This is a genomic window from Myxococcus virescens (assembly GCF_900101905.1).
Taxonomy (GTDB): domain Bacteria; phylum Myxococcota; class Myxococcia; order Myxococcales; family Myxococcaceae; genus Myxococcus; species Myxococcus virescens.
Genome location: NZ_FNAJ01000001.1, coordinates 477,573 through 499,886, shown reverse-complemented (window position 1 = coordinate 499,886; position 22,314 = coordinate 477,573). Strand labels below are relative to the sequence as shown.

Here is a 22,314-nt window from a genome sequence, read left to right as displayed (position 1 = left end):
TGCCCTCGGGGTGTGAGCCCATGGCCTCGGGGGGATGTGCCACATGAATGCCGCAGACAAGGTCATCCAGGAGTACCGGGGACGTGCGCTCAAGGTGTTCATGTTGTGGGTGCTGCCGGTGGCGCCCATCGCCGCATATCTCAATGGCATGGCCATGGGCGTGGCGGGCTGGTCGGGCCTGATTGCGGTGGCGTGGGTGCTGCCACCCATCATCGTGGGCCTGGGCATCGCGTATCCCGCGTTCGTGATGCACGTGCTGGTGAACGGCGCGCTGCGGGAGCGGCCGGAGGACGTGCCCGGCGCGCGGCTGGAGCGAATCCTGCGCCTGCCGTGGCGCGCCGCGGTCGCAGCCTCGTGGGGCGCATGGTCGCTGGGAGGCCTCTGGTTCAGCCTCCACGTGTGCCTGCTGTGGAAGAAGGACCTGTCCCTGGTCGTGGTGGGCACGCTCATCGGCATCTGCTTCGGCGTGGTGCTGGGCTTTCCCATCAGCGTCACGCTGGAGCGGTTGCTGTTGCCGCTGGCGCTGGAGGAGCAGCGCAAGGACCCGACGCTGGCGCTCAAGGGCGGCGGCTTCTTCTGGCCGCGGCAGGCCTGGTTCATGCCCGTCACCTTCATTGGCTCCAGCCTCTGCGCGTTGGTGCTGAGCGGGTGCGTGGTGCTGGTGAAGCTGCAAGGCGTCCGGGACGAACTGCGCAATGCGCTGGTGGCGGAGGGCGCGCACGGCTCGGCGGAGACGCTGATGGGCATGGGCGGCATGCTGGCGGGTGAGCTGGCGTTCGGGCTGGCCTGGGTGGGCGGATTGCTGGCGATTCCCGCCGTCACCACCTGGATGCTGGCGCGCCGCCAGGCGCACGCGGCGGGCGCGGTGGGTGTGGCCATCGAGTCACTGTCCGCGGGGCGCGTCGTCTCGCCCGCCTGGGTGTCCACGGATGAGATGGGGGACTTGTCGGCTGGCATGAACGCGGTGCTCGTCCGCCTGCGGCAGTTGCCCCTGTCGCTCAATGCCTCCGCCACGCGGCTGAGCGGCGCGGGACGCCACCTCCGGGAGTCGCACGATGAGCACCAGCAGAGCCTGGTCCGTCAGGCGTCCGCGCTGCACGAGGCGCAGATGACGTCGGAGGAGATTCGGCGCACGTCGCTGATGGCCGTCGAGCGAGCGGAGGAGGTGCTTCAAGTGGCCCGCCGCTCGGAGGCCCTGGGACAGCAGGGCGAGGCCGCCGTGGAGCGGAGTCTCAACGGCCTGGCGGACATCCGCCGCGTGGTGGACGGCATCCAGGAACGGCTGACGCGGCTGGCCCAGAGCACCACGCAGATTGGCGAAATCACCGAGACGGTGAAGGACCTGGCGGACCAGTCCCATCTCCTGGCGATCAACGCGGCCATCGAGGCGGCGCGCTCGGGCGAGCAGGGGCGGGGCTTCGCGGTGGTGGCCCGCGAGATTCGCGGCCTGTCGGACCAGTCCATCCAGGCCACGCGGCGCATCCGCGGCATCCTCCAGGACGTCAGCACGGGCATCCGCGACGCGGCGAAGATGGGGGAGGCCGGCGTGCAGACCATTGGCACGGGCCTGGACCAGATGCGGGCGTCGGGGGACTCGCTGCGGGAGCTGTCTCGCATCGCCCAGGAGAACTCCACCGCGGCCCGGCAGATTGCCGCCGCGGTGACGCAGCAGGATGCCGGCTTCACGCAAATCTTCGACGCCATCGCAGACCTGTCGCAGCTCATGGACGCCACGCTGAAGCGGCTGGAGTCCACACAGGAGGCCACCGACACGCTGAGGGTCGTCTCCGACGACGTGGCGCGGATGGCGCGGCAGTTCAACGCGGCGGGGTGACGGAAGCGCCGTGGCCCGGCTTCCCACCCAGCGGCAGCGTGAGGATGAAGCGCGTGTCTCCCGGCGCCGAGTCCAGCCGCAGCGCGCCGCCGTGTGCGAGCGCAATCTTGTGCGCCAGTGGCAGGCCCAGGCCGGTGCCCTTCTCGCGCGTGGTGAAGAAGGGCTCGAAGATGCGCTCGCGCGCCGTGCCGGGCACGCCAGGGCCCGTGTCGCGGACCTGGATGGTGTAGTGGCCGTCGTTGGACGCGCCGGACACCTGCACGCGCCCGCCCGGGGGAGAGGCCTGCACCGCGTTCTTCACCAGGTTGACCAGCGCCGCGGTGAGCAGGCTGCCGTCGGCTTCCAGCACCGCGGGGGAGGCGTCGATGTCCACTGTGACGTCGCGGGCGCTGGCCTCGGCGGCCATCAGCTCGCAGACGACGGAGAGCAGGGTGGGGGCCTCCACGGGCGCGCGGGCCAGGGGCTGCTCGCGGGCGAAGGCGAGGAAGTCCTCGACGATGCGCTGGAGGTAGGTGACCTCGCGTTGGATGCGCTCCACGTGCGCGCCCGCGTCGGCGTGGGCGCCGGCCTGGAGGTCCTCCTTCAAGATTCCGGAGAAGAGCGCGATGCCGCCAATGGGGTTGCGCACCTCGTGGGCCACGCCCGCGAGCATCATCTTCAACTGACGGTCCCGGCTCTCCAGGGCGCCGCGCATGTCCTCCAGCTCGCGCGCGAGGACGCCGATTTCCAGCGTGGGCTCCGGTGGCACCGGGGTCGTCAGGTCGCCCCGGCCGATTCGCAGCGCGGACGCCATCAGCCGCCGCAGCGGCCGGGCCAGACCGCGCGCCGTCACCAACGCGATGACGGCGAGCGCGCTCAGCGCCACCGCGCCCATGATGGCGTAGGTGCGTGACAGTCGCTGCAGGGGACCGAAGAAGGCGGCGCTGGCCTCCACCCCCACGGCGCCCACCACGCGGCCCTCGTACAGGATGGGCGCATACCCCGTCTTGTAGCGCTGTCCGTCCGAGCCGGTGAAGAGCACCTGACTGGCGGCGCGCTCCCCGGCGAAGACACGGGTGAGCTCCAGCCTGTCGCGCGCCAGCTCCGGCATCTCCGCGCCCACCGGGAGTCCGCCCCCGACGTCCACGCGCATCCGGCCCTGCGTGTCCACGGCGTAGACGCGGCGCACGCCACTGGCCTCCGCGATGTTCTCGAAGGTGCGGACGAAGTTGCGCCACGTGCGGGTTCTCGCCACGTCGTCGCCGGGTTCGATGGTCAGCAGCCGCTCGCCATGGACCTGGGTGGCGGTGGCGGCGGCGATGCCGCTGAGGCTGGTGCCCAGCTCTTCTTCCAGGATGACGCGCGCGAGCTGGTAGACGGCGGTGCCCGCCACCGCGACGAAGAGCAGGGTGGGCACGAGGAACGCCACCAGCAGCCGTGCGGAGAGCGAGCCCAGCGCGTCACGCCATCGCGAAGTGTGTGGGGCAACGTGGGGCATGTCCGGGGCGGGACTCTAATCGAGCCTCGTCTCCCTCGCGGGGGCGCGGCTGTGTGCTGCTGCCTGCTCGGATGGGGGTTGCCGAGGGCGCGTTCGTGTGCGTACTTTATATGTGGCGCCTCACGGCGCTGTCCCATGACCTTCGCTCGCTAACCCAGGCTTCCGTGATTGCCCTTGCCGCTCCGGCCGATGTGCCGTGGCGATGACGTGGGCTTTTGTCCGGATGCGTGGGTCCCCGCTGTGTTTCCCAGTCGTCTTCCTGAACCTGAATGACCGGCGCCATTGCGCGCGCGGCATGGAGAACACGTATGCGAAAGCTCAAGTACCACGTTGCCACCAGCGTCGACGGTTTCATCGCCCACGAGGACGATACGTACGGCGCCTTCATGCAGGACCGCCTCATCAAGGACAGCGAGCACGTCGCGGACTACGTCGCGTCGCTGGCGACCTATGCGACGGTGCTCATGGGGCGGCGCACGTATGACGGCGGCCTCAAGGTGGGGGTGACGGACCCCTATCCGAACATGGACACCTACGTCTTCAGCCGCACGATGAAGGAGAGCCCGAATCCGCGGGTGAAGCTGGTGTCGGACGACGCGGTGGGCGAGGTCCGGCGTCTGAAGGCGCAGGAGGGCGGTGACATCTACCTGAGCGGTGGTGGCGCGCTCGCCGGCTTGCTGCTCGCCGAGGGGCTGGTCGACGAGGTCCTGCTCAAGATGAACCCGCTGATACTCGGCTCGGGCATCCTGCTGGCGTCCTCGCTGAAGCAGGTGGTGGACCTGGACCTGAAGTCCACCAAGGTCTACGCCAACGGCGTCGTGCTGCTGCGCTACGCCGTGATGCCCCGGCCGTAGGCCTGACTCGCGGTACCTCGGGAGGGAGCGTGTCCGTGTGACTTGGATGCGCTCCCTCCGGGTGTGGTTACTGGAGGAAGGCGCCCTTCACCGCGTCCAGCAGCGGGTTGGCGCCGGTGGTGGGGTTGGTGCAGCCCTGGTTGATGGTCCAGATGATGGTGCCGCCGACGCCGTTGTCGCGGGCGGAGGCGCCCTTGGCGGCGATGGCCTCCGGGCTGCCATAGGAACTCCACCGCACGGTGCAGTCCTCCACGGGCGTGTTGAACGTGACGTAGCTGGCCGCCGCCATCGCGTCCCAGCGGTACGTGCCCGACGCGGAGAGCTGTTGAATCTTCTTGTACGTGAAGGAGTTGTCGCTGCCGACGGAGTCGGACCAGTGGGTGAAGTCCTGGTAGGGGCCGGTGATGTTGCGCCACGCCATGCCGTAGACGGGGATGCCCATGCCCAGCTTCGCCTTCGGGATGCCCGTGCCGGCCCAGCCCTGGAGGCTGGAGGACACGGACGTCGGCCGGTTGCCGGACTCGCCGTAGAGCGCGGACGTGAACCAGGACTGCCAGCCGTCCCACGGACCAATCATCTCGTTGGACATGATGTTGCTCTGGTCCAGGTACGGCGCCAGATTGGCGAACCACGGGTCCGCGTTGCTGGCGAAGTTGCTGTTGAGCCACCCGACGGGGAAGGTGAGCAGCATGTTCGGCCGCGCCGCGCGGAGCTCCTTGGAAGTGGCGCGGTAGACGTGATCGACGGTGGCGCCGCTGATGCTGTTCCACGTCCGGGACACGTCCGTCGCCGAGACCACCGCCTTGAGGCCGCTCGGAGCTGACAGCGTGGCCGTACCCAGGCGGACGCTGTCGAAGGCCATCACCGGCAGGTTGCGGCCCGCGCCCTCCTGGATGGCGATGCCGTCCATCGTGACGTTGGCGACATCGAGCGCAGTGTCCGCTGGTGGAAACGCCGGGGTGGTGGAAGTAGAGGCCCGTTCAGGGACCGAACGTCGCGGAGACGGCGCGCGAGCTGGAAGCCACAGGTGAGGTCTCCATGGGGGGGCCGTTTCAGCGCTTCGCCTGTTGCTCAGGCCGTGGAGCAGCCGGTGAGCCATGCGTCTGACTGACGAGGAGGCTGAGAATGTCAGCACCTCAAGAAGGCAGTTTCCCGGAGCACTGTTTGGGAAGACTTCTGTAAGCAAGCACAGGGTTGCTGGGGCGCTGGGTCACTTGGTGAAATCCTTCAGGAAGACCGGTCTACACCTCGGTGAAGCGTGCGCCCGTGGTCTGTTCCTGCTCGATGGCCACCTTGAGGTCCTCAGAGACAATCAGGGCGATGTCCCAGCCCCATGTCCGGAACAGCTTGGCATCGCCCACAAGGCCCGGGTCGATGCGCAGGCCCGCGACGGAGCGGTATTCGCCCACTCGCTCGGGTTGGCCGTGCTCCGGCTTCCAGTAGCGGACTTCCCTGGTCGCGTTCGGGTCAATGCACCGAATGAGCTTCGTCGCTACGAGGATGAGGTACTGGTCCGGCTGGCCTTCGACGTCCACGGGGATGAACTGCACGTCGTCGGGTGCCAGCTCCGAGAGGCGGGTTGCCACCTTGACGTGGACGATGGGGGTGGCGCTGATTCCCGCGGTCGAAAAGTCCAATGGCCGGCCTGTCGCGGTAACGGGGACTTTCATGCGGCCCTGGATGGAGATGGGCCTTCCCGCAGTGAACTCGCAAGCGTCTGCCTCTTCGTGCGTCACGGCACGTCGAGGCTCACCCAGGTACCAGTGCCCTGGCTGGACGTCTTCGGACAGCGCGAAGTAGCGATGTGCCATGGCGGAGTCTTACCGTTACTTGCCCCGGGTCACGAGCCTGTTGAGCTCTGTTCCCTGCGTGATGACTTCCTCTGCCATTTCGTTGAGCGCCGAGGTCAGCGCCTTCCGACAGGACTCCACGGTGCGGCATGCTCGGGTTGCATCACGGAGTCTCGCGAAGACCAACGCATGATACTCCTGTGGGTGTGGTCCATGATGTCCCTGAACGGGAACGATGTTCTCTGGGTCCTTCAGCTCCATCCCCGCCTTCTTGAAGAACTCCTCGAATCTCGGTGTCCAGGGGCCACCGCGTGCCGTGGACACGCTGTTCTTGTTCGTGGCGAGATGGTGCTGGTGCGTCCAGCGTTTTGAAGAGTCCTGCGTCGACATGGCCACGGCGGTGGGGGCCAGGGCCACGGTAAAACCCTCAGCGGTCATCGCCACCGAGCCCACGTTGCCAATGGACGCGAATCGAAGCCCTGCCTGGGATTCGATGGCGAGGGCTGCCCGTGCGGAGTTGGGCAGCGACGAGGACTTTGCCGCGAACCCCGCGGTGCTTCCAATGGCGGCAGTGGCCAGCATGACGAAGACCCGGGCTGCATTCACGCCAAGGACTTCTCCATAGGACTCGCCGGCTTCGCTGAGTTGCTCGAACGTAGTGGCGTGGTCCACCGTTCGGACCAGTGACACCCATCCGTCAAGCAGCCGCCACACCATGTCGACTCCCAGATAGGCAATGGCGGTCGCGGTGATGAGCGCTGCGACTCCCTTGCTCGTGGGCTCCGGCAGCGCCCAGAGAAGCAGATACATGCTCACCGACGCTGTCACCGTTGCCATCACGGCCTGCGGGTCCGTCATGCCTTCCAACGCTTCGGCGGTCTCCTCCCAGACCGAGTCCATGGCGATGGCCATGGCCAACGCGTACTTGCCGTCGCTCGCAATGAGCGGCCCTTCGTCCAGGAGGCGCAGGCAATCGCGAGACTGGCCCTTGCGGTGACACCACTGGCCGTACGCTCGCGTGAGTTCGTCATCCGCGTACGACATTCGTAAGCGAGGACCTTGGTCGCTTTCGTCTTGGGGGATGAGCCTCTGGCTGCGGCCCTCGTACCAGTACACGCCGCTGCGCCGAGGTACGCCCATCAGGAGTCGTGCGTGATTCAGTGGCTGTCGAGCGGGCCGCACGTCCCAGGCGAGTCTCGCCAGCGCTTCTTGAAACGCCCCCGCCTCTACTTGGGAAGCTCGTAGATTGGCCTCTGTCGCGTCCGGAGGTGCGACGAGGATGGGCGCCTCATCGCCGATGTCGAGACGCACGCGGCGAGAGGCCGAACAGCTCACGGCGAAGAACAGGAGTGGCAGCAGCGCCCATCGAAGCAGCATGGAGGTCCCCCGGGATGGGCATCCCGCCATTCAGCGGTGCCCGCTCCCAGGTTATCCGTTGCCGCCAACGCTGTGCCCGCGTCGGCTCAGTCGAACATCGCGACCAGCGCGTCGCCGAGCGTCTCCACGCCGACAATCTTCATCTTCGGACCGGCGTCTTCGAGCCGCCGCGCGCTGCCCGCGGGCAGCACCACGCGCTGGAAGCCCATCTTCGCGGCCTCCGCCAGTCGCGGCTCCACCTGCCCCACCGCGCGCACCTCTCCGGCGAGGCCCACTTCGCCGAGCACCAGCGTCTTCGGGTCCAACGGCCGGTTTTGGAGGCTGCTCACCAGCGCCGCGCACACCGCGAGGTCACACGCCGGCTCCGTGAGCTGCATGCCGCCCGCCACGTTGACGAACAAGTCACAGCCCACCAGCGGAATCTCCTCCTTCTTCTCCAGCACCGCCGCCAGCAGCGCCACGCGGTTGCCGTCCACGCCAATCGCCGTGCGCCGCGCGGTGCCGTAGCCCGTGGGCGCCACCAGCGCCTGCACCTCCACCAGCAGTGGGCGCGTGCCGTTCAGCGTACTCGTCACCACGCTGCCGGACTTGCCCACCGGCCGCTCCGACAGGAAGAGGGCGGACGGGTCCGACACCTCCACCAGCCCCGCGCCCTTCATCTCGAAAACGCCAATCTCGTTCGTGGAGCCGAAGCGGTTCTTGTGCGCGCGCAGGATTCGGAACGGGTGACCCCGCTCGCCCTCGAAGTAGAGGACCGTGTCCACCATGTGCTCCAGCACGCGCGGGCCCGCGATGGAACCTTCCTTCGTCACATGGCCCACCAGGAACGTGGGCACCCCCGTGCGCTTCGCGTAGGCCATCAGCCGGCCCGCCACCTCGCGCACCTGGGTGATGCTGCCGGGCGCGTTGCCCAGCTCCGGCAGGTACATGGTCTGGATGGAGTCCACCACCAGCGCCTGGGGCTTCAACGCCTCCGTTGCCGTCAGCACCCGCTCCGCGTCCGTCTCCGCGAACAGGTGGATGGCGTCTCCCTCCACCCGGAGCCGCTCGGCGCGCATCTTCGTCTGTCGCAGGCTCTCTTCACCGGAGACGTAGAGCACCGGTCCGTGACGCGCCAGCCTGTCCAACGCCGCCAGCAGCAGCGTGGACTTGCCGATGCCCGGATCGCCACCCAGCAGCACGATGGACCCACTCACCACGCCGCCGCCCAGCACGCGGTCGAACTCGGCGATGCCCGTGCGCCGGCGCGTCTCCGTCTCGCCGCTCACTTCCTTGAGCAGCATGGGCCGCGCCGAACCGCCCGAGGCACCCCAGGCCGGACGTCGTTCATCCGCCTTCGGATCCGTCTCCTCCAGCAGGGAGCTCCACGCGCCACAGTCCGGACACTTCCCGAGCCACTTCGCCGTTTTGTATCCACACGCCTGACAGGTGTAGTGCGTCTTCGCCTTCGCCATGGGTTGGGTGAATAGCGCGGAACCCTGACGTTTTTGCGACCTTGCAGGCAGGCATGCCCGCAGAGCAGGCAGGCGCCATGTCAAGCCCCCCGGTGCCAAGTTGTACGAACGGGTGGGGCAACCCAGGTTTGCTCCCAGGTGGGCGTCGCACCCTGCGTCGCTAAACAAGCAAGGGAGGTAGTCATGGGGATTATCGCGTTTCTGGTCATTGGCCTTCTCGCGGGTCTGATTGCCCGCGCGCTCATGCCGGGCAACCAGTCGATGGGGCTCCTCGCCACCACGCTGCTGGGCATCGCCGGCTCCTTCGTGGGCGGTTTCGTCGCCTCGCTCTTCCGCAGTGATGGCCGCATCTTCGACCTGCACCCGACGGGACTCCTGTTCTCCGTCCTGGGCGCACTCCTGGTGTTGTTCCTGGTGGGCCTGGCAGGCAGGGGCCGCCGCGTCCACGTCTAGTGCCGCGCGTCAGCTGACACGCTGAGCCCCTCTTGGGGGGAGATGGACCCTGGAGAGTCGTCAACCAACCTGCTCGCGGGCGTTGACAACTTTCCGGGGTCCACGCACGTTCGGGCCCTCATCCGTCCGTAGAGGAGCCCATGCCCGATACCGCCACTGTCTCCAGCGAGAGCGAGTTCTCCGGTCACGCCCACGTCGCCGCGCCGCCACCGGCGGGCGTGGATGTGCGCCATGACTGGTCGCTGTCGGAGGTGAGGGCCCTCTACGAGCTCCCGCTGCTGGACCTGGTGCACAAGGCCCAGACGGTCCACCGGGCCGTGTTCGTGGACAACAAGGTCCAGCTCTGTTCGCTGCTGTCCATCAAGACGGGCGGCTGCCCGGAGGACTGCTCGTACTGCCCGCAGGCGGCTCGCTACAAGACGGGCGTCAAGGCGGAGAAGTTGATGGCCGTGCCGGACGTGCTGGATGCCGCGTCCAAGGCCCGCGCCGCCGGAGCCACCCGTTTCTGCATGGGCGCCGCGTGGCGCGAGGTGAAGGACGGTCCGCAGTTCGACAGCGTGCTGGAGATGGTGCGCGGCGTGCGCGCGCTGGGCATGGAGGCGTGCGCCACCCTGGGCATGCTCTCCGAGAGCCAGGCGAAGCGCCTGCGCGAGGCCGGCCTGTCCGCGTACAACCACAACCTGGACACGTCGCCCGAGCACTACGGCGACATCATCTCCACCCGCACCTATGAAGACCGCCTGCGCACGCTCAACCGCGTGCGCGACGCCGGCATCTCCGTGTGCTGCGGCGGCATCATCGGCATGGGCGAGTCGGTGGATGACCGCTGCAACCTGCTGCGCACCCTGGCCAACCAGGAGCACCACCCGGAGTCGGTGCCCATCAACGCGCTGGTGGCCGTGGAGGGAACGCCGCTCCAGGAGCAGCAGCGCGTGGAGACGGTGGACATGGTGCGCACCATCGCCACCGCGCGCATCCTGATGCCCCAGTCCATGGTGCGCCTGTCCGCAGGCCGGCAGCAGATGAACGAAGAGGCGCAACTGCTGTGCATGATGGCGGGCGCCAACTCGCTCTTCTTCGGCGAGAAGCTGCTCACCACCGGCAACCCCGAGTACACCCAGGACATGGCCCTGCTGGAGAAGGCGGGAATCCGCCCTCTGGAGCCGCGTCAGGAAGGCTGAGCCCACCGTGAGTGATGAAGCCGTCGCGGCGGCGTGGGCCCGGGAGGACCTGGAGGCCCTGTCCGAGCGCGGCCTGCGTCGCTATCTGGAGCCCCTGGATTCTCCCCAGGGGCCCGTGGTGCGCGTGGGGGGCGAGACGCTCGTCAACTTCTCGTCCAATGACTACCTGGGGCTGGCCGCGTCACCCACCGTGCGTGCCGCGGCGCTGGTCGCCGTGGAGCGCTACGGCGTGGGCACCGGTGCCAGCCGGTTGGTGGTGGGCGACACCGCCGCGCATCACCGGTTGGAAACGCGGCTGGCCGCCTTCGAGCGCGCGGAGGCCGTGCGCCTGTTCAACAGTGGCTACGCCGCCAACACCGGCATCATCCCCGCGCTGGTGGGGCCCGAGGACGCCGTCTTCTCCGATGCCCTCAACCACGCCTCGCTCGTGGATGGCTGCCGGTTGTCACGCGCCCGCGTCTGCGTCTATCCCCACGCGGACGTGGAGGCGCTCTCGCGCGCCCTGGCGGAGACGCCCGCGCGCCGCAAGCTGGTGGTGACGGACACCGTCTTCTCCATGGACGGAGACGTGGCCCCGCTGCGCGAAATCGTCGCCGCGTGCCGGGCCCACGGCGCCGCGCTGATGGTGGACGAAGCGCATGCCACCGGCGTGCTGGGCGCACGCGGAGCGGGCCTCTGCGATGAGCTGGGGTTGGAAGACGCGGTGGACCTGCGCATGGGCACGCTGAGCAAGGCGCTGGGCGTCATGGGCGCGTACGTGGCGACCTCACGCGAGGTGGCGGACCTGCTGGTATCCCGCGCGCGGCCCTTCGTCTTCTCCACCGCGCTGCCCGCGCACCTGTGCGGCGCCGCCGAGGCCGCCGTGGACGCCGTGGAGGGGGACCCGGACCTGCGCGAGCGGCTGTGGCGCAACATCCGCCGCTTCGCGGACGGCCTGCGCGGCTTGGGCGTGCGCGCCGAGCCTCGCAGCGCCGTGTTCCCCATCATCCTCGGCGAGCCCGAGCGAGCGCTGGACGCCGCGCGCCGTCTGCGCGAGGCGGGCGTGCTGGTGAAGGCCATCCGCCCGCCCACCGTCCCCGAGGGCACCAGCCGCCTGCGCTTCTGCCTGTCCGCTTCCCACACCGTGGGCCACGTGGACCTGGCGCTGGAGGCGCTGCGCACCGTGGGAGTCCGCCGTGGCTGAGCGTGGCAAGCCGTTCCAGATTTTCGTGACGGGCACGGACACCGGCGTGGGGAAGACGCAGGCGTCGTGCGCGCTCCTGTCGCTGCTGGCGGACGCGGGGCTGCGGCCCCAGGGCTTCAAGCCCTACGAGAGCGGCTGCGCGTCCCTGCGTGCACCCGCGGACGCGCTGGCCCTGCGCGCGGCGGCGGGCAGCTCGCTGAGCGTGGATGACGTGTGTCCTCACCGCTTCCGCCTGCCCGTGGCCCCCGGCGTGGCCGCCAGCCGCCTGGGACGCGAGCCCGACTGGGACGTCACGCTGGCCGCGTGGCGTCGGCTGCGCGGGGGCAACGCCGTGGTGGAGGGGGCAGGGGGCCTGTTCGTGCCGCTGGACTCGAAGCACGACGTCATCGACCTCATCGCCACCTTGCGCCTGCCGGTGCTGCTGGTGGCGCGCGCGGGCCTGGGCACGCTCAACCACACCGCGCTGTCGCTCCAGGCGCTGGCCGCGCGCCGCATTCCCGTGCGGGCCGTGCTGCTGTCGCGCGGGACATCCGCGAAGGATGTTTCGGAGCGCGACAACCGGCGGCTCCTGGAGGCGCGGCACGGCGTCCCGGTGCTGGGACCGGTGCCCTATCTTCCCGACGCGCGGCGCCGCCATGCCGCGTTTCGCCGCGCGCTGCGGCCGCTGCTGCCCTGAGCGCGCGGAGGCCGGAAAATCGGCCTCCGGCGCGTTTCGTTCCGAGGGCCAGTGCTACAGGTCGCGCAAGTTTTCGGGACATGCGGCCGTGAAATGGACGTGCCGTTTTTTCCGCGCGAGAACGCCTCACGAATGGCGGACATCATCGATCTCACGTTCCTCGCGGACGTCCGGCGGTTCTACAAGAAGCTCATCGACCAGAGGGGGCTTTCCTACTTCCTGCAAAAGGAAGGGCCTCGGCTCTTTCACATCGAGCCCTCCAAGGTGGAACTCGTGCTCCGGACCGCTCTGCGCGCGCGCGACCCTCAACTTCCCCGGCCTCACGACAAGGCCATCGAGCACTGCCGCAAGGAGGTTCGCCGCGACCTGATTCGTCGTGTCGCGAACGCCATGCTGCAAACGGGCCTGTGAGCCGCTTCTCCGCGCGAACGGACTTCGCACGGACCCCCAACCCGCTGGCACGGGCGCTCGAGAGGCTGCGCGCCAGCGGATGCCCCCTCCTGGACCTGACGGAATCCAACCCCACGCGTGTGGGGTTGCCCCTGCCGGACGCGGCGCTCCTGGCCCCCGACGACGCCTTCACCTACGAACCCGAGTCCCTGGGGCTCGCCTCCGCGCGACAGGCGCTGGTGGCGGACTTCGCGGCGCGGGGCGCCCAGGTCTCCGAAGCGCACCTGCTGCTGACCTCCAGCACCAGTGAAGCCTACGGCTGGCTCTTCAAGCTCCTGTGCGAGCCAGGGGACAACGTTCTCGTCCCGGCCCCCTGCTACCCCCTCTTCGAGCACCTCGCGCGCCTGGAGGGCGTCCAGACGCGTTCCTACGCCTTGCCGCGCGCGCATGGCTTCGGCCTGGACGCGGGGGAGGTGGCTGCGGCGTGCGACGCGCGCACCCGCGCGGTGCTGGTGGTGAACCCCGGCAACCCCACTGGCCACTTCCTGCACGAAGGTGAACTGGCGGCGCTGGCGGACGTGTGCGCGCGCCGCCAACTGGCGCTCGTCTGCGACGAAGTCTTCTCGCCCTTCGCATGGGCGCCTGCGCCCGGGCGCGTGGCCACCGTGGCGGGGCGCGCGCTGCCGATGCTCACCTTCGCCCTCTCCGGCCTCTCCAAGTCCGCGGGGCTGCCCGGGCTCAAGCTGGCGTGGACGCACGTGGGCGGGCCCGCGGCGCTCCGTGACGAGGCGCTGGCCCGGTTGGACTGGGTGGGGGACACGTACCTGCCCGTGGGCACGCCCGTGCAGCGGGCCCTGCCCGCGCTCCTGGCCCATGCGCCGCGCTTCCAGGCGGCGGTGCTGGAGCGGGTGAGGGGCAACCGCCAGCGCCTGCTCGCGGCCCGGCCTCGCGACGCCCGCTGGGACGTGGTGCCGGCGGAGGGCGGGTGGAGCGCGGTGGTGCGGATTCCGAGGGCGCCCGGCGAGGAGGCCACCTGCCTGGCCCTGCTGGACGCGGGCGTGCGGGTGCAGCCGGGCTACTTCTACGACTTCGGCGGCGGCGCCTTCCTCGTGCTGTCGCTGCTGCCCCAGCCCGAGGATTTCGCCGCCGCCGTCGAGGTGCTCGCGCGGACGTTGGGGCCCTGAGGCCCCGTCACGTCACTCCGTGGGCGGCGCGATGAGCTGCACCGTCTGGAACCCGCCGTCCTTCACGCGGAACAGCTCGTACTCGGACGGCGCCTCGCCCGTGGCGTCGAAGTCGAGGTTGCCGCTGGCGCCCGTCACGTTGATGACCTGTCCATTGCGGATGGCCGCGCGAGCGCCCGCGAAGCCCTCCGTGCCCAGGTTGTAGTTCAGGGACGTGCCTGCCTCGCCCGGCGTCACGAGCGCCAGGCCATCCGCAATGCGCGCGCCGGTGATGGCTTGCGGGGTGTTGACGTCGGGACCGGCGGCGTACGCGGCGCCGAGCGCCACCAGGTACATGGCGTCATACGCGTGCGCGGTGAAGGAGTACTGCCCCGGGTCCGTCTGGTTGAAGGCGGAGCGGAAGCGCTGGGCGAACAGCTGATAGACGAGGTCTGGACGGGCCTGCGCCGGAGACGTGCCGTAGGCATCGTCCACGAGCGCCTCGTTGGCGCCCAGCGAGGTGAAGAGGCCCCGGTCCTTGCCGGCGTCGGTGAAGAACCACCGCTGGGTGTTCCGGCCCGCGGTGGCCGTCTGGTTGATGATGCGCGCGTTGTCCTCGGAGAAGCCGATGAGGACCTCGACATCCGGCAGACTGGTGGTGATGTGCTGCACCACACTGGAGACGTCGGCGCTGTTGCGGGTGTACTGGGCGGACGTCACGGTCCGCTGGGTGGCGTCGATGCGCCCCAGCGTCACGCCGAAGAGGCCTTGCCCGTAGGCGTCATTCACGTAGCTGATGCCGACCTTGGAGATGCTGTCGTAGAGCGGGGCGCCGTTCACCAGGATGTTGCCCTGGAGCAGGTCTCCGATGATGCGGCCCTGCAGCACGTCGGACGGGGCCGTCCGCCAGACGAGGCCTGCCGTGGTGCCGTTCTGGTCGTTGATGGCGGCGAGGTCCGGGCTGGTGGCGCTGTACGTCATCATCAGCACGCCGTTGGGCACGGTGAACGAGGACACCGCGAGCGCCTGGGCGCTGCTGGAGGTGAAGATCATCGGCACCTGGCGCTCGCGCATCAGCCACTGGGCCTGCTCGGCGGCGCGGTTCGGCTCCGAGCGCGTGTCGCAGATGTGGAGGACGAAGGGCCGGCCATTGACGCCCTCCCGCTGGTTGATTTCGTCCAGCGCCAGCTTGATGGCGTTGAGCGCCTGCACCTCGGACTCGTCCGGGCCGTCGGAGGTGCTCAGCGGCACCGTGGCGCCCAGGGGAATGGCGTTGGCCGCGGAGGCCGGGCCGTAGACCACTCCACAGCCCTCTGGCTGCGGCAGACAGTAGCCAGCGGTGCACACCTGCGCGGTTTCACAGTCCGAGGACGTCTCGCACTCGGTCAGTCCACTGGCGGTGGTGAAGCTGCACCCGGCCATCAGCAGGGTGCTTCCCGTCATCATCAATCGCAGCGCGCGCATCAGAAGCTCACCGCCATTCCTGCTCCGGCGCCCTTGGGCGCCATCGTGACTCGAATCTCCCCCGCAACCGGGGGGCCATCCTTCGGGTAGAGGACGATGGCAGTGATGACACCGGCCAGTCCCACGCCGAAGCCGACGTCCGCCAGCAGCGCCCGGCTGCGCGTCTTGTCGGCGAACTCCTCCTTGGTCTCCACCCGGGTGGCGCCGTCGAACTGCTCACGCGCGTCGCGCGCCTGCATGCCGAACAGCACGCCCGCCACCACGCCCGCCGCGCCCACGCCCGCCGCGGCGAACGCGCCGATGCGCTGGCGCTTGTAGGACGTCAACGCGCGCTGCAGCTCCGCCTCCTGCTGGCGCCGGCTCTCCTCCTCGGCGCGGCGGGCCGCGAGCTGCTCTTCTTCCGCCTGCCGGCGCGCGGCGTCCGCTTCGTCCTGGAGCCGCTGGCGCTCGGCGTTGGTCGCGGCCGCGACCTGGTCTTCCTTCTCGATGAGCACCCGCAGCCGGTCGATGCTGCGCGCGCTGCGCTTGAGCAGCGTCGGGTCCGTGCCGTCGGTGGCGCCGACGTACTGCTGGTACCAGGTCACCGCCTCGCGCAGCTCTCCCGCGTTCTCGAGGGAGATGGCGATGTTGTAGATGAGCCGCGGGTGGGGCTGGGCTTCATGCGCCTTTTTCAGCGCATCCGCCGCCTCGCGGTACTTGCCTGCCTGGTACAGCCGCTCGCCGTCCTTGATGAGGGCCGCTGCATTTTTTCCGCGCTGCGCGAACGCCACCGGTGGCGCCAGCGCGAGAATCACCGACAACACGAAAGCCAGTCTCATGACCTGAGAGCCTAGCGCGGAGCTCCGGGAAGGTCGAAGCGCTGACTATTACTTCCTGTGAAAAATGGAGGGGCCGCCCACCGCGCTCGGTGCGAGCGGGAGGCGGCCCCGGGGGTTCAGCCTGCGACAGGCAGGCGGGGACTCAGTGGTCCAGGCGCGCCATCAGCAGCTTGCGCTGGAGCATCAGCGCGTCCGGCGCCTTGGTGCCGAGCTGCTCGAAGAAGACCTCCTGGCTCTTCAGCTCAGCCTTCCATTCGTCCTCCTTGATGGACGTGACTTCCGTCACCACGTCGGAGGCCAGGTCCAGGCCATTGAGGTTGAGGCCCTGGTCGGCGCGGGGCACCCAGCCCAGCAGCGTCTCCTGGGTGGGGACGCGGCCGTGGACGCGGTTCACGATCCACTCCAGCACGCGCATGTTCTCGCCGAAGCCCGGCCACATGAACTTGCCGTTCTTGTCCTGGCGGAACCAGTTGACCTGGAAGATCTTCGGCAGCTGGGCGATGTGCTTCTGCATGTCCAGCCAGTGCTGGAGGTAGTCACCCATGTGGTAGCCGCAGAAGGGCAGCATGGCCATGGGGTCGCGGCGCACGACGCCGACCTTGCCGGTGGCCGCGGCCGTCGTCTCGCTGCCCATGGTGGCGCCCAGGAACACGCCGTGGGTCCAGTTGAAGGCCTGGAGCACCAGCGGGACGGTGTTGGAGCGGCGGCCGCCGAAGATGAGCGCGGAGATGGGCACGCCCATCGGGTCGTTGGCCTTGGGGCTCAGCGCCGGGTTGTTGGACATGGGCGCGGTGAAGCGGCTGTTGGGATGCGCCGCCTTCTCCGTGCTGCCCTTCTTCCAGGGGCGGCCCTGCCAGTCGGTGAGCTCGTCGGGGACCTCGCCGTCCTTGCCCTCCCACCACACGTCGCCGTCCGCCGTCAGCGCCACGTTGGTGAAGATGGTGTCCTTGGCGATGGACTCCATCGCGTTGGGGTTCGTCTTGTAGTTGGTGCCGGGCACCACGCCGAAGTAGCCGGCCTCCGGGTTGATGGCGTACAGGCGGCCATCCTTGCCGGGGTGCATCCACGCGATGTCGTCACCGACGGTCTCAATCTTCCAGCCCTTGTACTCGGGGGGCGGAATCATCATCGCGAAGTTCGTCTTGCCACACGCGGACGGGAAGGCGGCGGCCACGTACGTGGTCTCACCCTTGGGGCTGGTGACGCCCAGGATGAGCATGTGCTCGGCCATCCAGCTTTCCTCGCGGCCCAGGTAGCTGCCGATGCGCAGCGCGAGGCACTTCTTGCCCAGCAGCACGTTGCCGCCGTAGCCGGAGCCGAAGCTCCAGATGGTGTTGTCCTGGGGGAAGTGGCAGATGTAGCGGCGGTCGGGGTCCACGTCGCCGGTGCTGTGCAGGCCGCGGTTGAAGTCGTCGCTGTCACCCAGCATGTCCAGCGCCTGCTTCCCCATGCGCGCCATGATGCGCATGTTCAGCACGACGTAGATGCTGTCGGTCAGCTCCACGCCCAGCTTGGTGAAGGGGCTGCCGATGGGGCCCATGGCGTAGGGCACCACGTACATGGTGCGGCCCTTCATGCACCCGGTGAACAGGTTGCCCAGCTTGGTATAGGCCGCCTCGGGCTCCATCCAGTTGTTCGTCGGGCCGGCGTCCGTCTTGTTCGGCGTGCAGATGAACGTGAGGTGCTCCACGCGCGCCACGTCGTTCGGGTTGGAGCGGTGGAGGTAGCTGTTGGGGCGCTTCTCCGGGTTCAGCGGGATGAGGATGCCCTCCTTCACCGCCTGGTCCGTCAGCCGCTTCTTCTCCGCCTCGGACCCGTCACACCAGACGATGCTGTCCGGCTGGGTCATCTCGGCCATCTTGGCCACCCAGGCCAGGAGCGTGGGGTTTTTCGTGGGGGCCTGCTGGCCCTCCGCCGCAACTTGCGTCGAAGCCATGAATTCGTCCTCGTGGTTCAGGTCTGGAGACAGGCCCCAAACGTTCTGGAAGGGGGGCATAAATGCAACCCGCGACCGGTCACCCGCCTTGGTACCGAACAGGCCGCTCCTAATTCCACTTATCAGCGGCCGGTCATCCAGAAGTAAACGGCGCACTGCGCCACGGCACTCGCCATATCAGCGCAGCGAATACAGGTTGGGGCGGGCCTTATGACCATCGCCATCGTCCTGGGTGTTGTCGTCGTCGCGCTGGTGCTGTTCTCGTTCGACACGCTTCCCATCGAGGTCAGCTCGCTCGTGGTGGTGTGCCTGCTGGCGCTCACCGGCGTGCTCACGCCGGTGCAGGCGTTCGAGGGGTTCAGCAACGACACTGTCATCTTCATCTTCACGCTGCTCGCGATGACGCAGGGGCTCGCATCGACGGGCGTGGTTCAGTTGGTGGGTCAACGGTTGGCCTTCTTCGCCCGCTTCGGCCATCAGACGTTCGTCATGGCGATGATGGTGGCGGTGGCGGCCTTCTCCTCTGTCATCTCCAACACGGTGACGACGGCGGCCTTCCTTCCGGTGGCCATCGGCGCGGCCCAGCGCGCCAAGGTGCCCAAGAGCAAGGTGCTGCTGCCGCTGGCGTACGCCTCCATGTTGGGCGGCATGGTGTTCCTCTACGGCACCTCCACCAACCTGGTGATGTCCGCGGCGATGCAGCGGCTGGGCATGCCGGGCATCGGCGTGACGGAGCTGGCGCCGGTGGGGCTGCCGCTGGCGATTGTCGGCATCCTCGGGGTGGTGCTGCTGGCGCCGTGGTTGCTGCCGGCGCGCGAGGGCCGCGGTGCCATGGAGGACTGGACGCTGCGCGACTACCTCACGGAGGCGGTGCTGCCCCCGGACTCGCGCTACGTGGGCAAGGAGCTGGGGGACATCTCGGAGGGGCTGGGGCTGCGCGTCATCGGCATCATCCGCGACGGCGAGGCCCTGTCCGCGGTGCCGGGTTACCGGCTGCACGGCGACGAGCGGCTGCTCATCGAGGGCAACCGCGAGGCGATTCTGCGGGTGAAGGACCTGCGCGGCATCCAGATCCGCCCGGACGTGCGGCTGTCCGACGAGGAGCTGCACGACAAGGACTCCATCCTCATCGAAGCCAGCGTGCCGCCCGACAGCCCGTTGGTGGGGCGCAGCTTGAAGGAGACGCTCTTCGTGGAGCGCTACGGCCTGGTGGCGCTGGCCCTGCACCGCAAGCCCGCCATCCAGCGCGTCACCAAGCTCCAGCTCCTGGGGCGCACCTTCGGGGAGCGCTCGCTGTCCATGCTGCCGCTGTCGGTGGGAGACGTGCTGCTGCTGCGCGGCGCGCGCGACCGGGTGGACGAACTGGCGCGGGGCGGCAACCTGACGGTGCTCAGCGGCCACGAGTACCAGCCGCCGCGCTACGGCAAGGCGCTGCTGGCGGTGGCGCTGTTCCTGGGCGCGCTGGCGGCGGGCTCGCTGAACGCGGTGCCGCTGTCGGTGGCGGGCCTCACCGGCATGTTGCTGATGATTGCCACTGGCTGCGTGGACCCGCGCACCGCGTTCCGCGTGGACTGGCGCGTGGTGCTGCTCATCGGCTCCATGATGGCGCTGGGGCTGGCCATGGAGGTGAGCGGCGCGGGCGCGTTCGTGGGAGACAGGGTGGCGGCGCTGGGCGCATTGGGGGGCCCACGCATGGTGATGGTGGTGCTGATGGTGCTGACCATCGTCCTGTCCGCGCCGATGAGCAACCAGGCCGCGGCGCTGGTGGTGCTGCCCGTGGCCATCAACGCCGCGCAGCAGCTCGGCGTGGACGCGCGGCCCTTCGCCATGGCGGTGACGCTGGCGGCCAGCTGTTCGTTCATCACCCCGCTGGAGCCCAGCTGCGTGCTCGTGTACGGGCCGGGGCACTACCGCTTCACGGACTTCTTCCGCCTGGGCACGCCGCTCACCGCGGTGCTGGTCGTCCTGCTCACGGTGGCCGTGCCCTGGGCGTGGCCGCTGGAGAAGGGCACCTCACCGGCGCCGGTGGCGCATCGCCCGGCCCAGGGCCTGCGGGCGCCCACGGGGCCGTGACGGCTCAGTGGATGGCGGCGCGCAGCCCCACGTCGGTGATGACCTGCGCCTCGCGCTCCAGCATCCACTCCAGCCGCGCCTTGACGCTGGTTTCGTCGCCTTCGGACGCAGTGACGGCCAGCCGGTAGAAGAGGGACTGATGGCCGTCCTCGGACTGGGCCAGCTCGCCGTAGAAGCGCGCCAGGGCCGGGTCGGTGAGGCCTTCGGCCAGCAGGGACAGTCGCTCGCAGGAGCGGGCTTCGATGACGGCGGCCACCAGCAGCCGGTCCATGCGGCGCTCGGCGGCGGGCGTGCGAATCAGCTTCTGCAGGCCCTGGGCGTAGGGGTCTCCCGCGTCCTTGGTCAGCGTGAGGCCACGCGCCGCCATCAAGTCCAACACGCGGGCCAGGTGAGCGCTCTCCTCGCGCGCCAGCCGCGCCATCTGCGAGGGCAGCCCCGGCAGGTCCGGGTAGGCCTGGAGCATGGACAGCGCGTTGGCGGCGGCCTTCTTCTCGCAGTGGGCGTGGTCCACCAGCACCTCGTCGAACCGCTCGAGCGCCAGGGGCAGCCAGCGCGGGTCGGTGGCGGCGTGAAGAATGACGGGGCCCTCTCCAGAGAGGGGACGGCGGGAAGGCGTGGGACGGCTCATGCGGGCGCGGACTGTACGCGGCCGGCGGCTACTCCACCAGGACGAGCCGCCACGTCCGGCCGGCCAGGTAGCCGACCTTGCGGGCGATGCGGGCGGTGCTCTCGTCCCGTTCGTCGATGCGCAGGGTCAGCCGCGGCAGCGAGGACAGCAGGTGGCGGGAAATCTGGCCCAGGCACAGCAGGGCGTGACCCTTCTTGCGCTCGACGGGCAGCGTGTAGAGGCCCTCCAGCTCCGCGCCGTACTGGGAGCGGCTGCCGATATCCACCTTGAACACCAGCGCGCCATTCTCCTCCAACACGTAGGTGCGGCGCTGGCGCACGCGCTGGATGACGCGGGCCTCGTAGCCTCGCGGGTCCTCGGCCAACGGGTCTCGCTCGTGCACCTCGCGCACGTAGCCCTGGGCCAGCGGCAGCAGCCGGGGCAGGTCCTCTTCCTTCGCCAGCCGCAAGAGCGGGTTGGTGAAGGGGCCCAGGTCATCCGCCGACACGCTGAACAGCCGCTGCGTGCGCGACAGGCGTGGCTTGCCTGGGGCCAGGCTGCGCAGCAGCGCGTCCACCGACGACTTGTCGCCCACGGTGGAGCGCAGCGTCAGGCGCGAGGACAGCGCGTCCGCGATGACGCTGGTGGCGCCCGCATCGCTCGCGCTGGGCACCACCAGCCCGCCGTCGCCGCCCACGAACACGGCGGCGGTGAGGACCTGGCTGTCGAAGCGACCGTAGAAGGCGAAGGGCACCCTGCCACGGGGGGCGATCCCGAACTCCTCCAGCAACCCCAGCAGGTAGAGGTTGTGGACCGGGTCCTTCGACAAAAGCCCCCGAAGGGCTTCCGCGTCATGGGGACCAAGCTGTTCGACGGTAACGGGCATGAAGGGTCGGGGGCTCCGGCACCTTACGCAAAACCGGGCCCTACCGGCCAGTCTCCCCAGGGACACGGAACTCGAAGGGGTAGACGACCGTCGCCTTGCCTCCGCCAAAGGGCGCCGGGAAGCGGACGTCCAGCAGCGAGTCCAGCGCGCACGCCTGCACGAAGGGGTCGGGGATGGTGCTGGACACCAGCTCGCCCGCGCTCATCACCCCGCCCTCGTTGCCCGCCTCCACGGTGAAGCGCAGCTTCACTGTCTGCGGACCCCGGTTGCGTTGTGCCGCGTCCTCGAAACATTGCTGCACGAGCGGAGTCACCGCCTGGATGGCGGCGCGGATGTCGTCGGCGTGGATGCGGCCGGTGGTGGATTCGACCACCGGCTCCACCTCCACCACGCGCCGTGGGTCCCCCGAGGCCGCGGGTGGCGCGGGCACGTCGGTCCGCGAGGACGGGAAGCCGGGCGGAGGCTGCACCGGTGGAGGTGTGACGCTGGGCGGTGACAGGCCGGGGGTGGGGGCGATGCGTGTGCCGGACGGCTGCGGGGCGGGCAGCTCGTCGGCGGGGGGCGGTCCGACGGGCAGCGGCGCGTCGTGGATGGGGCGCGTCAGCCAGTAGGAGAGGGCGGCGCTCAGGATGAGCACGCCCAGGCTCACACCGGGAATGACGAGCCAACGGATGAGGGACGACCGGTCGGACATGGAC

19 protein-coding genes and 1 pseudogene are annotated in these 22,314 nt (G+C 69.3%); 9 read left to right on the top strand and 11 right to left on the bottom strand.

Annotated features, from left to right (window positions below):
- The first annotated feature begins 43 nt into the window (after positions 1 to 43).
- A complete protein-coding gene (locus BLU09_RS02060; protein WP_244171357.1) occupies positions 44 to 1,834 on the top strand; it encodes a methyl-accepting chemotaxis protein in 1,791 nt (596 codons plus the stop codon).
- Here the strand turns inward: BLU09_RS02060 and BLU09_RS02055 are convergent.
- Positions 1,818 to 3,311: a sensor histidine kinase gene (locus BLU09_RS02055; protein ID WP_090484795.1), complete on the bottom strand. Its 1,494-nt coding sequence runs from the start codon at positions 3,309 to 3,311 to the stop codon at positions 1,818 to 1,820. The genes BLU09_RS02060 and BLU09_RS02055 overlap by 17 nt on opposite strands.
- A 308-nt stretch (positions 3,312 to 3,619) precedes the next feature.
- Here BLU09_RS02055 and BLU09_RS02050 point away from each other — a divergent pair, with 308 nt between their 5' ends.
- Positions 3,620 to 4,165 carry a dihydrofolate reductase family protein gene (locus BLU09_RS02050; RefSeq protein ID WP_090484793.1) on the top strand — a complete coding sequence of 182 codons (546 nt, stop codon included), beginning with the start codon at positions 3,620 to 3,622 and terminating at the stop codon, positions 4,163 to 4,165.
- A 67-nt stretch (positions 4,166 to 4,232) separates the two neighbouring features.
- Here the strand turns inward: BLU09_RS02050 and BLU09_RS02045 are convergent.
- The 4 genes and pseudogenes from BLU09_RS02045 to radA form a co-directional block, all read right to left on the bottom strand.
- Positions 4,233 to 4,892: pseudogene (locus BLU09_RS02045) on the bottom strand (glycosyl hydrolase family 18 protein); the annotation flags it as partial.
- Between the two features lie 514 nt (positions 4,893 to 5,406).
- Positions 5,407 to 5,976: an imm11 family protein gene (locus BLU09_RS02040; RefSeq protein WP_090484791.1), complete on the bottom strand. Its 570-nt coding sequence runs from the start codon at positions 5,974 to 5,976 to the stop codon at positions 5,407 to 5,409.
- A 15-nt stretch (positions 5,977 to 5,991) separates the two neighbouring features.
- Positions 5,992 to 7,332: an AHH domain-containing protein gene (locus tag BLU09_RS02035; RefSeq protein WP_167371011.1), complete on the bottom strand. Its 1,341-nt coding sequence runs from the start codon at positions 7,330 to 7,332 to the stop codon at positions 5,992 to 5,994.
- An 86-nt stretch (positions 7,333 to 7,418) separates the two neighbouring features.
- Positions 7,419 to 8,786 carry a DNA repair protein RadA gene (radA, locus tag BLU09_RS02030; RefSeq protein ID WP_090484787.1) on the bottom strand — a complete coding sequence of 456 codons (1,368 nt, stop codon included), beginning with the start codon at positions 8,784 to 8,786 and terminating at the stop codon, positions 7,419 to 7,421.
- A gap of 183 nt (positions 8,787 to 8,969) precedes the next feature.
- Here radA and BLU09_RS02025 point away from each other — a divergent pair, with 183 nt between their 5' ends.
- The 6 genes from BLU09_RS02025 to BLU09_RS02000 all read left to right on the top strand — a co-directional run bounded on the left by BLU09_RS02025 (position 8,970) and on the right by BLU09_RS02000 (position 13,853).
- Positions 8,970 to 9,239: a GlsB/YeaQ/YmgE family stress response membrane protein gene (locus BLU09_RS02025; protein WP_090484785.1), complete on the top strand. Its 270-nt coding sequence runs from the start codon at positions 8,970 to 8,972 to the stop codon at positions 9,237 to 9,239.
- A 140-nt stretch (positions 9,240 to 9,379) separates the two neighbouring features.
- Positions 9,380 to 10,420 carry a biotin synthase BioB gene (gene bioB, locus BLU09_RS02020; RefSeq protein ID WP_011551374.1) on the top strand — a complete coding sequence of 347 codons (1,041 nt, stop codon included), beginning with the start codon at positions 9,380 to 9,382 and terminating at the stop codon, positions 10,418 to 10,420.
- A 7-nt stretch (positions 10,421 to 10,427) separates the two neighbouring features.
- A complete protein-coding gene (gene bioF, locus BLU09_RS02015) occupies positions 10,428 to 11,603 on the top strand; it encodes an 8-amino-7-oxononanoate synthase (RefSeq protein WP_090484783.1) in 1,176 nt (391 codons plus the stop codon).
- On the top strand, positions 11,596 to 12,279 hold the full coding sequence (gene bioD / locus BLU09_RS02010; protein ID WP_090484781.1) for a dethiobiotin synthase: 684 nt from the start codon (positions 11,596 to 11,598) through the stop codon (positions 12,277 to 12,279). The genes bioF and bioD overlap by 8 nt, the downstream gene beginning before the upstream one ends.
- A 132-nt stretch (positions 12,280 to 12,411) precedes the next feature.
- Complete coding sequence (locus BLU09_RS02005; RefSeq protein WP_090486935.1) at positions 12,412 to 12,690, top strand: hypothetical protein; 279 nt, start codon at positions 12,412 to 12,414, stop codon at positions 12,688 to 12,690.
- Positions 12,687 to 13,853: a pyridoxal phosphate-dependent aminotransferase gene (locus BLU09_RS02000; RefSeq protein ID WP_090484779.1), complete on the top strand. Its 1,167-nt coding sequence runs from the start codon at positions 12,687 to 12,689 to the stop codon at positions 13,851 to 13,853. Before BLU09_RS02005 ends, BLU09_RS02000 begins: the two co-directional genes overlap by 4 nt.
- A 12-nt stretch (positions 13,854 to 13,865) precedes the next feature.
- Here the strand turns inward: BLU09_RS02000 and BLU09_RS01995 are convergent, their stop codons facing one another.
- The 3 genes from BLU09_RS01995 to BLU09_RS01985 all read right to left on the bottom strand — a co-directional run bounded on the left by BLU09_RS01995 (position 13,866) and on the right by BLU09_RS01985 (position 18,050).
- Positions 13,866 to 15,296, bottom strand: coding sequence for an ABC transporter substrate-binding protein (locus BLU09_RS01995; RefSeq protein ID WP_090484777.1), 1,431 nt, complete (start codon positions 15,294 to 15,296; stop codon positions 13,866 to 13,868).
- A complete protein-coding gene (locus tag BLU09_RS01990) occupies positions 15,296 to 16,114 on the bottom strand; it encodes a hypothetical protein (RefSeq protein WP_090484776.1) in 819 nt (272 codons plus the stop codon). The genes BLU09_RS01995 and BLU09_RS01990 overlap by 1 nt, the downstream gene beginning before the upstream one ends.
- A gap of 142 nt (positions 16,115 to 16,256) precedes the next feature.
- A complete protein-coding gene (locus BLU09_RS01985) occupies positions 16,257 to 18,050 on the bottom strand; it encodes a phosphoenolpyruvate carboxykinase (GTP) (RefSeq protein ID WP_090486929.1) in 1,794 nt (597 codons plus the stop codon).
- 210 nt (positions 18,051 to 18,260) lie between these two features.
- On the opposite strand from BLU09_RS01985, the gene BLU09_RS01980 reads away from it, so the two are divergent.
- Positions 18,261 to 20,123: an SLC13 family permease gene (locus BLU09_RS01980; RefSeq protein ID WP_090484774.1), complete on the top strand. Its 1,863-nt coding sequence runs from the start codon at positions 18,261 to 18,263 to the stop codon at positions 20,121 to 20,123.
- Positions 20,124 to 20,127: 4 nt separating this feature from the next.
- Here BLU09_RS01980 and BLU09_RS01975 read toward each other — a convergent pair whose 3' ends face one another.
- The 3 genes from BLU09_RS01975 to BLU09_RS01965 are packed head-to-tail and all read right to left on the bottom strand — an operon-like array spanning position 20,128 to position 22,310.
- Positions 20,128 to 20,751: a MiaE family protein gene (locus BLU09_RS01975; RefSeq protein ID WP_011551383.1), complete on the bottom strand. Its 624-nt coding sequence runs from the start codon at positions 20,749 to 20,751 to the stop codon at positions 20,128 to 20,130.
- Between the two features lie 28 nt (positions 20,752 to 20,779).
- A complete protein-coding gene (locus BLU09_RS01970) occupies positions 20,780 to 21,616 on the bottom strand; it encodes a GNAT family N-acetyltransferase (protein WP_167371010.1) in 837 nt (278 codons plus the stop codon).
- A 40-nt stretch (positions 21,617 to 21,656) separates the two neighbouring features.
- Positions 21,657 to 22,310, bottom strand: a complete 654-nt coding sequence (locus BLU09_RS01965; protein WP_090484770.1) for an AgmX/PglI C-terminal domain-containing protein — start codon at positions 22,308 to 22,310, stop codon at positions 21,657 to 21,659.
- Positions 22,311 to 22,314: the final 4 nt, after the last annotated feature.

Bases quoted from the DNA above. Each gene is read 5' to 3' on its own strand.
- BLU09_RS02060 (WP_244171357.1), top strand. From the start codon at position 44: ATGAATGCCGCAGACAAGGTCATCCAGGAGTACCGGGGACGTGCGCTC.
- BLU09_RS02055 (WP_090484795.1), bottom strand. From the start codon at position 3,311: ATGCCCCACGTTGCCCCACACACTTCGCGATGGCGTGACGCGCTGGGC.
- BLU09_RS02050 (WP_090484793.1), top strand. From the start codon at position 3,620: ATGCGAAAGCTCAAGTACCACGTTGCCACCAGCGTCGACGGTTTCATC.
- BLU09_RS02040 (WP_090484791.1), bottom strand. From the start codon at position 5,976: ATGGCACATCGCTACTTCGCGCTGTCCGAAGACGTCCAGCCAGGGCAC.
- BLU09_RS02035 (WP_167371011.1), bottom strand. From the start codon at position 7,332: ATGCTGCTTCGATGGGCGCTGCTGCCACTCCTGTTCTTCGCCGTGAGC.
- radA (WP_090484787.1), bottom strand. From the start codon at position 8,786: ATGGCGAAGGCGAAGACGCACTACACCTGTCAGGCGTGTGGATACAAA.
- BLU09_RS02025 (WP_090484785.1), top strand. From the start codon at position 8,970: ATGGGGATTATCGCGTTTCTGGTCATTGGCCTTCTCGCGGGTCTGATT.
- bioB (WP_011551374.1), top strand. From the start codon at position 9,380: ATGCCCGATACCGCCACTGTCTCCAGCGAGAGCGAGTTCTCCGGTCAC.
- BLU09_RS02005 (WP_090486935.1), top strand. From the start codon at position 12,412: ATGGCGGACATCATCGATCTCACGTTCCTCGCGGACGTCCGGCGGTTC.
- BLU09_RS01995 (WP_090484777.1), bottom strand. From the start codon at position 15,296: ATGCGCGCGCTGCGATTGATGATGACGGGAAGCACCCTGCTGATGGCC.
- BLU09_RS01990 (WP_090484776.1), bottom strand. From the start codon at position 16,114: ATGAGACTGGCTTTCGTGTTGTCGGTGATTCTCGCGCTGGCGCCACCG.
- BLU09_RS01985 (WP_090486929.1), bottom strand. From the start codon at position 18,050: ATGGCTTCGACGCAAGTTGCGGCGGAGGGCCAGCAGGCCCCCACGAAA.
- BLU09_RS01980 (WP_090484774.1), top strand. From the start codon at position 18,261: ATGACCATCGCCATCGTCCTGGGTGTTGTCGTCGTCGCGCTGGTGCTG.
- BLU09_RS01975 (WP_011551383.1), bottom strand. From the start codon at position 20,751: ATGAGCCGTCCCACGCCTTCCCGCCGTCCCCTCTCTGGAGAGGGCCCC.
- BLU09_RS01970 (WP_167371010.1), bottom strand. From the start codon at position 21,616: ATGCCCGTTACCGTCGAACAGCTTGGTCCCCATGACGCGGAAGCCCTT.
- BLU09_RS01965 (WP_090484770.1), bottom strand. From the start codon at position 22,310: ATGTCCGACCGGTCGTCCCTCATCCGTTGGCTCGTCATTCCCGGTGTG.